Origin of the sequence: Kocuria atrinae, from assembly GCF_039531425.1 — a bacterium.
Classification (GTDB): Bacteria; Actinomycetota; Actinomycetes; order Actinomycetales; family Micrococcaceae; genus Kocuria; species Kocuria atrinae.
Map to the genome: position 1 here is coordinate 112,330 of NZ_BAAAQA010000008.1, position 9,858 is coordinate 122,187.

Consider the following 9,858-nt stretch of genomic DNA (forward strand, 5'->3'; position numbering starts at 1 on the left):
GCGTTCAGGGCCGCCGGTGACTGCCATCAGGCTGTGGAAGCGATCAGGCTTCCGCTTGCTTCTGCTGCTCCATCTGCTGGGTGTGTTCCTCGCGGTCCTTCATCTCCCTGGGGCGGAAGTAGAACAGACCCGTGAGCACGGCAATGATGAACACCGCGAGCATTACGAAGAACAGTGGCCACACGCCCGTCAGGAAGATGATGGGCACCGCCAGCGCGGTGACCAGGCCACCGCCGAAGAATGGCTCGAAGACCAGCTGCTTATAACCGAAGGCCTCGAATGCCGGAGTCTCGGCCTCCGGGTCCACCACGCGCATGAGGATCAGGCCGGTGGCGGTCACGCCCATGGACTGACCGAAGTCACCGATGCCGCGCTCGAACCAGTAACGGCCGATGATGCGGGGTGCCAACCACATGAAGATACCCACATTGAACGCGATGCCGGCCACCGCCAGGATTGCGAAGGCCGCCAGGTTGTCGCCCACCGCTTGCAGGGACAGCGTCGCGATGGCGGAGACGATCAGGAAGTCCAGCGCGAGGCCCTGGATACGGAGCATCACCTGGGCGTCGATGTAGCGGTCGAACCCGAACTTCTTGGCCACCAGCTGGAAGATCACACCGCCCAACAGCGCCATGGGGAACAAGGGAACGTAGGCGAAGATCTCCAGCGGGGTGGTGTCATCCAACATCACGCTGGCGTAGGTCTGCTGCTCGATCCAGCGCAGCCCCTCCAGAATGCACCAACCGATCAGGATGGCCACGGCCACGATCGCCATGTGCAGGGAGAACGGTTCCACGGAGGACGGGCGGCTGGTCATGGTGCCTGCGGAGTAGTACTCGTCGCTGCGGAACAGACCCTTCTGCTCGGCCACGGACATCTTGACGTCGCCCTTGAGGACTTCGGTCTTACCGGTGCGCACACCCCAGTTGATCAGGCCAATACCGATGATGATGCCGCCCACGATGCCCACGGTCGCCAGGCCCACGGCCAGGTCCGCGCCTTCACCGAAGCCCAGTTCTTCCATGACGGGGCGCATACCGGCAGCGGTTCCGTGACCGCCCTCGAAGCCGATCTCGATCAACGCACCGGTCATGGGAGCCGCAGCGAAGACGGGCACCAGAATCAGGGCGGCGAGCAGCAGACCGATCACGTACTGACCCGAGCCGAAGGCCACGCCCAGCGACAGCTGCGGTCCCACGAGCTTGGCCGCGCGCTTGGGCGAGGGAAGGTCCTGGCCCAAGAACATGGTCGCGAAGATGACGCTGATGAGCAGACCGGGCAGCACTCCCCAGGTCTCGACCATGCCCTCGGTGAAGAGTCCGCTCTCACCCCACGGGCCGTTGAAGCGGCCGAGAACCTGCGGGCCCAGGAGCAACAGGATCGCGCCGCCAATGATGGAACTCGGCAGGAACAGGCTCTGGACCCAGCCAACTTTCACGCGCACGAACTTACCCAGGAGCAGCGCCACCCCCAGGATCAGGAACGAAAAACCAACGGCCTCTGGAGACACGGGAACCACCTCTAGTGATCGGGGATCGAAAACGGTCGCAGGTCACATAGCGAGGGTCAAGAGCGCCCCGAAGGAGTGTCCCCAGCTGATGTTTGAGAATCTCAGTTTATGAGACTGATGTGTCCTACGTCCCGATCAACACAGCCCCTGCCGCTCCCGTCATTGCGTTACGGCGCAGTGAAAAGCCCCGGGCACACAGTGCTCGGGGCTCTTCGGTGAGTATGCGTCAGGCGCTCTGGCGCTGAATCTCCCACAGGAGGTGCCCCTCGGTGGGCGACTGCACCGGCAGGAACGCCGCCTCGCGCACGCGCCGGGTCGTGTCCGTGTCTGCGAGGTAGCCGCGTCCGCCGGCAAGTGTGGCCTCGAGCTTGGTCGCGGCACTCACGAAATGAGCGGCGTCGAGCCTCAGCTGCAGCAGGCGCACCGGCGAGGTGACCTTCTCCAACAGCGACGCGTGCTCATTGCGCAAGCTCTGCTCGGTCTCGCGCAGGGCATCCAGTCGGTCGCGGAACAGGGAGTTGGGGCCGGGCTTTTCCACCGACGACGCCGCCTCGTCCAGGCTGCGCGCGCCCAAACCAATACAGAACGCGGTCTGCGCCAGCAGGAAACCGGGGCGGACCTTGGCCAGGAACTCCTTGAGCGGTACACCGGTGACGTCGCTGGCGGGAATCCGCACGTTGTTCAGGGCCAGGGAACCGCTCGCGGTGCCGTTGAGCGCCATGAGTGGAGCCGAGGGCTTCACGGAGAGGCCTTCGGCCCCGACCCGCACGCGGGCGATGGTCTGGGTGCCGTCCTCGAATTGCACCGGCATCATGACGATGGCGTTCGGGAACAGGTTGGAAGCCCACACGATTTTGCCGTTGAGCACCACCGAATCGCCATCTGCTGCGGCCTCCACGGGGATGTCACCCAGCTCGGACGCCCACTTGAACGCGGGTGCCATGGCGGAAACGCCAGCCACGGAACCGTTGATTAATTCCTCCGGAACCTCGAACCCGCCCGCGCGGTGGAACAGCATGGTCATGCTGTGACCCCAGCTGCTGAACGCGGTGGAAAAACACTCGCGAGCCAGCGTCTCGAGCAGCGCGGTGACCCCGGCGACGTCGCCCTGGGCCGCGACGTCGAAGGCACCATTTTGCCCGAACTCGGCCAGAGCGACGTCGGTCTGGACGTCACCCCGGTCGATACTCGCGGCGCGTTCGGCAACGTTGGCCAGCAAGGAATCCGCGACCGGTTGCTGAACGGTTGAAGGAACGGGCATTACTTGCCTGCCAGGTGGTGCAGTCGATCGATGGGGGTGGTGACGGCCTCGCGAGCGCGCACCACGGCGTCCTCATCGGGAGCGTTGTAGAAGCACAGGCACTTCACGGTGTCCTCGCGGACGTAGGTGCGCAGGAAGCTGACCTCGGGGACCTCGGCGTACTTGGGGGCGTTGGCCTTCTTGCGGCCCAGGTAGGTTTCCATGTCGATCTCGGCGGGGATGTCCCACTCGACCAGGTACTCGGCGGAGGGCTTGGCCTTGCGGATGTCCTCGATGTCCGCGCCGACCAGGCGAACCTGATCCGGGCCGGTGACCTCGGTGGACTGATCGGCCACGCCGCTGCGGATGGCCTGGTCCAGGGCGGTGGTGTCATCGCCGTCGAGCTCGACCACGGTGAACACACGACCCTGGCCCTCAGTGACCTGGGATTCGAGGACCTGAGCGCCGTTCTGCTCGGCCGCGGAAGCGATCGCCTCGATCACGGACTGAGCACCCTCGCGGGTGGCGTTGGTGGGAACTACTTCGAAAAGCTGGAGTGACATGGAGATTCCTCTCGTTGGTTGTCGGATTGCGTTAAACGCTACGCGCGGGCCGGGAGGCAACCCAAGAGAAAAGTCACACTGCGCAACATTGGGCGAAAACCCGGTTCAGGCGTTGCTCAACATGGGCGATCTATGATCAAGGGACCCTGCACCGCTTTCGATTGATCCCCGAAAGGACTGGGTCTGAACCATGTTTCATGACCAGAGCGTCATTTTCATCGACGCGGGCTTTTTACTGTCCGCCGGTAGTTCCACCGTGACCGGAACATCTCTTCGCGCCGCCACCCGGGTGGATGCCGAGCAGCTCATCTCGGGGATCGTTGACATCACCCGCGAGAATTGCCATCTGGATCCCCTGCGTATCTATTGGTACGACGCGTCCCGGGACGGTGTGTTCAGCGACTGGCACAAGAAGATCTCCCTGCTCGACGACGTCAAGGTCCGACTGGGGCGCATCGGCGTGAACGGGCAGCAGAAGGGCGTGGACCTGCGCCTGGGTCTGGACCTGGTCGAGGTGGCCCGCAACGGTTCCGCCAAGGTCGCCTACCTCCTCAGCGGCGACGACGATCTGGCCGAAGCCGTGGAGGCCGCCCAGGACCTGGGCATGAAGGTGGTGCTGCTGGCGCTGGAGGACAAAAACCGTTACCTGGGCATCAAGTCCGTGGCGGAGCACCTGGCATACAAGGTGGACCGCATTATCGTGCTCCCGCAGGAGCTCATTCACTCGACCTTCACCCCGGCCACGCGGGCGGTGGTTCCGGGATCGGACCCGGGAACCGATGAGGAATCGCACCCCGCCGCTCATTCTGCAGCCGCACCGTCCGCCGGGCCCACACCGGGTCCGGGACCCTCGAAGGTCACACCGGCAACCCTGGCCAGTAAGAAGGCCACGTTCATCACGGTCAAGGAACCTGAAGTGGACCTCACCCACTTATTCGCCGTGGCGGAGGAGGTCGCCGAGAGCCTGGCCCGCAACTGGTACCAGACCACTCCGTTAGCCGAAGTGCAGTCCGTTCTGGAAGAGCGGCCGATCCTGCCCACGGAGATCGATTCCACCCTTCTGCGAGACTGCGCCGCACGCATCGGGGAATCGGACACCGACCTGCAACCCGTGCGGAAGCACCTGCGCAAGTGCTTCTGGGACACTATCGACGCGCTGGACTAACACGGCGGTGCTCTAGTCTGAAGCGTGTGAGTCACGAGCCAGTAGTTCCAGATCCCTCCGGCGATACGCCCCGCGAACCGTCCGGGAATCCGTCCAAGGACTCGCCCGCAACCCCAAAGCCGCATTCATCGAGTACGGCGGCAAGCTCCGATCAGGGTTCCGGGATCAATTGGGGATCCTTCGCTCGCAACGCCGTCCTCATCGTGGTTCTGATCGTCATGCTGTGGTTGTTCTTCAACGTGCAACTACCACCGGCCGATCAAATGCAGGCTCGGATCGAGGGTTTCGGCTGGGTGAGTTGGCTGGTGTTCATCGGCCTCTACGCCGTGGTCGCCCTGACACCCATTCCCGTGACCATCATGGCCGTGGCCGGCGGGTTGATCTTCGGAGTGGTGCTGGGCAGCCTGTTTTCCGTGATCGGAGTGTTGATCGGATCCTGGGGTGCATATTGGTTGGCCCGCTCGTTGGGCACCGACGCCGTCCGCAAGGTGCTCGGCAAGTACAGCGAGAAAATCGAGAGCCGCTTGGACGGAGCTGGATTTGAGGCCGTGTGCACACTGCGCCTCGTTCCCGGCATCCCCTATTGGCCGGTCAACTACGGCAGCGGGGCATTTGGCATCACGCAGCGTGACTTCCTGGGGGCCAGCGTGATTGCGGTGATCCCCGGGCAGGTCTCACTCGTGGCGTTGGGGGCGTTCGTCGCGGACCCCACGATTTTCCACGGCACCGTGGTGGTGCTCTCGTGGATCGTGGTGCTGGTCATGACCGTGTGGGCGTATAAACGGTGGAAGGCTGCTCGGCATTAGGTGAGATGTGGCGTGAGGGCGGCGGAGCGGCGTCATCGTCCGGGGTGAAGCGACCGAGCGGGACGTTGGCGGCGAGAAACGGGTCCAGAAATGGGAAGAACCCCCGCGTGTAGAAGCCACGCGAGGGTTCAGTGGCTCCGACCGGCGTCGATCCGGTGACCTTACGATTTTCAGTCGTACGCTCTACCAACTGAGCTACAGAGCCAGGCATATCGCCTGGGATATGCCGCGACGGCGCGAAAAGTTTCCTTTTCATCGCCGTCTGAGCGACCCTGACGGGACTTGAACCCGCGACCTCCGCCGTGACAGGGCGGCGCGCTAACCAACTGCGCTACAGGGCCTTAGTTGTTTCCAACGAGTGGATATCTTACCAGTAGAACTCACTGCCTTAGCAAATCGTTCACCGCATCAGATTCTCTCGCGAGAAAACGTACCCCCAACGGGATTCGAACCCGTGCCGCCGCCGTGAAAGGGCGGTGTCCTAGGCCGCTAGACGATGGGGGCCAGAACGTCGCCCGACTTCCGCTTGCGCATCAGTGGACGATGGACCTTCAGTAGCTTAGAGGTAAACACCCCGGTTGCACAAACCCGAGTATCACAGGGTGACCTCGGGCCGATCAGCCAGTCGTTCGTCCTCGAAACCCTGGATGATCATGAGCGGTCCGGCGCTGTTGTGAATGACTCCCTGGGAGGTGGAACCCAGCAGCATTCCGGCGAATCCGCCGCGACCACGAGTACCCATGACCACCATTCGGTTCTGCTTGGACTGCTCCACCAAAACGTCGATCGGTGACCCGTCCAGCAGTTCAGCGTTGATCTCCAGATCCGGGAAGTGTCCGCGCAACCAGCGCACAGATGCGTTGAGGGCATCCGCGATCTCTTGGTAGATATTCTCGAAGTCCACGGGAGTGGGCATCCAGGACGCCGCACCCGCCATGGGCGGCACGGCGCACACCACGGTCAGTGGCACGCCGAACAACTGCGCTTCCTCCGCCGCCCGCAGCATGGCCACACCGGAATGCTCGGAACCGTCCGAACCCACCGCCACGCCGTCGACGAATGCCTTGGCCTGATTGATGTCCCGCTCCAGCTGGTGTTCACGCGCCCACGGCAGCGGAATGATGCCCACGGGGCAGTGCGAGTGGGCCGGAACGGCAGTTGAGACCGAACCCAACAGACGCCCTAGCAGACCGCCCCGCCCGCGGGAACCCAGAACCAACAGCTGCGCGGACTTGCTCAGCTCCAGGAGCACACCCGACGGGTCACCGGTTTCGACCGTGGAACGCACCTCCACATCGAGGTTCTGCACGTGCTGGGCGGCCTCGCGCACGAGCTCCCTGACGGCGTTGTCCAGGGCGGCCTGGTCGAACGCGGCATACCCAACGTCAAAAGTGGAACCCGCGTAGACCGGCACGGAGTAGGCACTCACCAGGTGCAGTGGGGCACCACGGCGCTTCGCTTCGCGGGCGGCCCAACGCAGGGCTCCCAGGCTCTGGTCCGTGCCGTCCACACCCACGACAATTTCTCGGCCGTTCAGGGTCATGGCGTGCCTTCCTCTCGCCGATCCGTTACTTCAAGCGTAGTCCTCAGTCCTTGCGGATGGGGGTGAAACCGGCTCATGTGGAGATCGCGGCCTGCTTTCCAGGCCGTGGTGAGATGATGGGGTGGGTCCGGAGGATGGTCCTAAGGAAAGCACCTGGATCAGTGTCACGGGGAAGACCCCGAACCGCGGTCCCGGGAAAGATCCTGAGGAAGGATACGAACCGTGAACGAGCAGTCTGCAACACCAGACGAACCCGCAGAGTCGTCAGCCTTGACCGCCAAGGTCAGCCAGGACACATGGCGTTCGTGGGGCAAGAACCTCACCGTACAACCCGCGGCGATCGTGCGGCCCGAGAACACGGACCAGGTCGAACAGGTCCTGCGCGATGCCGCCGCACAAGGTCTTCGAGTGCGCCCGGCCGGTTCCGGACAGAGTTTCTCCCCGCTGGTTCCCACCTCGGACGTACTCCTGGACGCGACCGCACTCACCGGCCTCAGCTCGATCGACACGGAGAAGCAACAAGCCACATTCTTCGGCGGCACGACCATCCAACAGATCTCCCACATCCTCGAGGAGAACGGTCTGGCCTTGGCGAACATGCCGGACTTCACGGGTCAGACCATTGCCGGCGCCATCGCGACGGGCACCCACGGCACCGGCCTGGGGCAGCCCTCGCTGTCCGAGCAGATCATCGAGATCACCATCGCCACCCCCTCCGGTGAGCTCATCACATGCTCCGAGACCTCTCACCCCAAGATCCTGCGAGCCGCCCGCGTGCACTTGGGTGTGCTGGGTGTCATCGTGTCCGTCACCATTCAGTGCGTGAGCGCCTTCCGACTGCACTGCGCCGAGTTCCGGGAACCGCTCGACAGGCTCGTTGATTCGCTGCCCGAGCGCATGTCCGGCGCGGACCACTTCGAATTCTTCTGGATGCCCGGCCGCTCCACCGTGCACACTCGCATTCTCAGCCGCCTTCACCGCCTCCCGGACACCTACACCCGCCCGGCCTCACCCATTTCGCGTGTCCTCCGCCGAGCCGACGACGCCGTTCTGCGCACCTCCCTGACCTCCGGCCTGGGCCGCTTGGCCTCCGTGGCACCAAAAACCGTGCCCGGCCTGAACAAGTTGGAATCCATGTCCAAGAGCTCCCGGCGCTACACGGACGTGTCCTACCGTGTGTTCACCGCCCCACGCGCGGTGCGCTTCGTGTCCACCGAGTACGCGTTGCCGCTGGAGAACACCGCCGCGGCGTTCCGGGCCCTGAAAGAACTGGTGGACCGCGAAGGTTATACCTTGTCGTTCCCGGTTCTGGTGCGATGCTCGCCCCCGGAACAGGGCTACCTCTCCCCCTCCGCGGGGCGATACACCGGCTGGATCAGTCTCCGCCAGTACGGCAAGCGCCCCTATGAAGAGTTCTTCCGTGCTGCCGAACAGATCTTCCTGGAACACGGCGGCCGCCCCCACTGGGGAGCCATTCACACTCAAACGGCCGAAACGCTCAAACCCATGTACTCGCACTGGGGCGACTTCTTGAAAATCCGCTCCGAACTGGACCCCAACGGCCTGCTCCTCAACGACCACGCGAGGTCGCTGTTGGGGCTGTAGGTGAGTATTCCTGAGGTCGGCCGCATTCTGATCGACTGTGCGACCACGACGGGAGTACCCACTGGCCGCTGGCGCATCCTGGTTGACGTTTTGACCACTGCTTTCCACCCGTATGCAATTTGATCGACGCTACGACCCAAGAAGTCCGATTCCAGGGCGCTAACGTCGAGGAAATTACGCGGGGCTGAAAGTCATGGTTCTAACGTTGATCAGCTTGCGCGTTGGGAGCCGCGATTGAGCTTTTCAGCCAACCACTGCATCCACTTCCAACGGAGAGCAGGGTCTTCGAGGTCGTCCAGCACCAAGATGTTGAGGTCCCAGCCGTGATCTTGGAACGTGCGGATGCGATTCATCTCGGTGCCGTAGGTGCGACGATCCAGCAGGTGGATCTCCCCGTTGTATTCGAGGCCCACTCGCAGTTCGGGCCAGGAAAGATCTGGGTAGGCGAGCTCCCCTTCGATCATCACTGGATGGTTCAAGGACGGCTCCGAGAAGCCCTGAGTCGCAACCATCCGGCGCACCAACGTTTCCATGGGTGAGCACACCCGATCTGCCGCGTTACTCAGTGCCCGCTTCACCGCGATGACGGCTGGGTTCCGCGCTGGCAGGCGTGAAACAGCTGCCGTGATTTCCTCGTTGGTCATTGCGGGTTGAGGGGTGAACTCTGAAATCTGCAATGCTCCAGACATCAGCGCATCCAGACAGGCAGTCAGCCGCCATTGAGAAAGGTAGGGTGCTGCTACCACCAGAGCTTCGACTGGATGGGCCAGTCGCGTACCCCAGGGACCCGCATAGGTTTTCAGCCCATGGGACTTGGTTAATCTCATTCCCTGCTCACGTACCGCGGGGCGGGATTCAGACCACGCAAGGTGTGGAGTTTCGAAGGCCTGCCTCAGTTCGCGTGCCCGCGGGGGTGCTGGGTCGTTCAAGAAGTCGCTGACCCATCGTTTGGTGTATCCGACCGGCAGGGTGAACAACTCCAGCGCATGAATGCCGGTGATACTCAGGCCCACGCCATTCTTCGAATAGTGGTCGTGCAACAGCAGGGACCCTTGGACTGGCTCCGGCGGAGCTTCCGAGCAAACCCACATACCCCGAACCAATTTGTGAGTGCCCGGGCGCCTCTCAAGATCTCGAGCCCGACTACCCAGCTCCGCGGTGGACCTCACGAGTGGCCGCGGTCCTAGCGCCAAGGGTTTACCGAGTTTCTTCATATCTCGGAGAGTAGGAATCCGTCCGGCCGATAGAAACGACAGCTGCCCGATGTGGAGTTCGCGGCACCGTGCAGTCGGCTCGACGCTAGAACCAGCGACCCGAGCCCCACTGCAAACTGGTCGACGGTACGGCCAGAAAAACGGCGCGGGTTCAGAGGGTGGTTGCAACGCTTCTAGTGACAGGGGTGTTGTGTGATGGGTTGGCCCATGAT

Annotated in this window: 8 protein-coding genes and 3 tRNA genes; 3 read left to right on the forward strand and 8 right to left on the reverse strand. The window is 63.1% G+C overall.

The features are described 5' to 3' along the window. Positions 1-43: 43 nt before the first annotated feature. The 3 genes from ABD283_RS05115 to ABD283_RS05125 all read right to left on the reverse strand — a co-directional run bounded on the left by ABD283_RS05115 (position 44) and on the right by ABD283_RS05125 (position 3,313). Positions 44-1,510, reverse strand: a complete 1,467-nt coding sequence (locus ABD283_RS05115) for a sodium/glutamate symporter (RefSeq protein ID WP_259916293.1) — start codon at positions 1,508-1,510, stop codon at positions 44-46. A gap of 226 nt (positions 1,511-1,736) precedes the next feature. Then, on the reverse strand, positions 1,737-2,771 hold the full coding sequence (locus ABD283_RS05120; protein ID WP_344223923.1) for an acyl-CoA dehydrogenase family protein: 1,035 nt from the start codon (positions 2,769-2,771) through the stop codon (positions 1,737-1,739). Continuing rightward, positions 2,771-3,313: a DUF4242 domain-containing protein gene (locus ABD283_RS05125; protein ID WP_344223924.1), complete on the reverse strand. Its 543-nt coding sequence runs from the start codon at positions 3,311-3,313 to the stop codon at positions 2,771-2,773. The genes ABD283_RS05120 and ABD283_RS05125 overlap by 1 nt, the downstream gene beginning before the upstream one ends. Positions 3,314-3,503: 190 nt before the next feature. Between ABD283_RS05125 and ABD283_RS05130 the strand changes: the two genes are divergently transcribed. Together ABD283_RS05130 and ABD283_RS05135 are read left to right on the forward strand one after the other, a co-directional pair. Next, positions 3,504-4,478, forward strand: coding sequence for an NYN domain-containing protein (locus ABD283_RS05130; RefSeq protein WP_344223925.1), 975 nt, complete (start codon positions 3,504-3,506; stop codon positions 4,476-4,478). A gap of 26 nt (positions 4,479-4,504) precedes the next feature. Further along, positions 4,505-5,284 (forward strand): TVP38/TMEM64 family protein, encoded by a 780-nt coding sequence (locus tag ABD283_RS05135; protein ID WP_344223926.1) that lies wholly within the window; start codon positions 4,505-4,507, stop codon positions 5,282-5,284. Between the two features lie 132 nt (positions 5,285-5,416). Here ABD283_RS05135 and ABD283_RS05140 read toward each other — a convergent pair. The 4 genes from ABD283_RS05140 to ABD283_RS05155 form a co-directional block, all read right to left on the reverse strand. Next, positions 5,417-5,489 (reverse strand) — tRNA-Phe (locus ABD283_RS05140). 62 nt (positions 5,490-5,551) lie between these two features. Further along, a tRNA-Asp gene (locus ABD283_RS05145) sits at positions 5,552-5,625 on the reverse strand. A 90-nt stretch (positions 5,626-5,715) separates the two neighbouring features. Beyond that, positions 5,716-5,788: transfer RNA gene (locus ABD283_RS05150), tRNA-Glu, on the reverse strand. A 91-nt stretch (positions 5,789-5,879) separates the two neighbouring features. Continuing rightward, positions 5,880-6,827 carry a universal stress protein gene (locus ABD283_RS05155; protein WP_344223927.1) on the reverse strand — a complete coding sequence of 316 codons (948 nt, stop codon included), beginning with the start codon at positions 6,825-6,827 and terminating at the stop codon, positions 5,880-5,882. A gap of 222 nt (positions 6,828-7,049) precedes the next feature. On the opposite strand from ABD283_RS05155, the gene ABD283_RS05160 reads away from it, so the two are divergent. After that, complete coding sequence (locus ABD283_RS05160) at positions 7,050-8,432, forward strand: D-arabinono-1,4-lactone oxidase (RefSeq protein WP_344223928.1); 1,383 nt, start codon at positions 7,050-7,052, stop codon at positions 8,430-8,432. Between the two features lie 209 nt (positions 8,433-8,641). On the opposite strand, the gene ABD283_RS05165 is transcribed toward ABD283_RS05160, so the two are convergent. Continuing rightward, positions 8,642-9,121, reverse strand: coding sequence for a hypothetical protein (locus ABD283_RS05165; protein WP_344223929.1), 480 nt, complete (start codon positions 9,119-9,121; stop codon positions 8,642-8,644). Between the last annotated feature and the right edge of the window lie 737 nt (positions 9,122-9,858).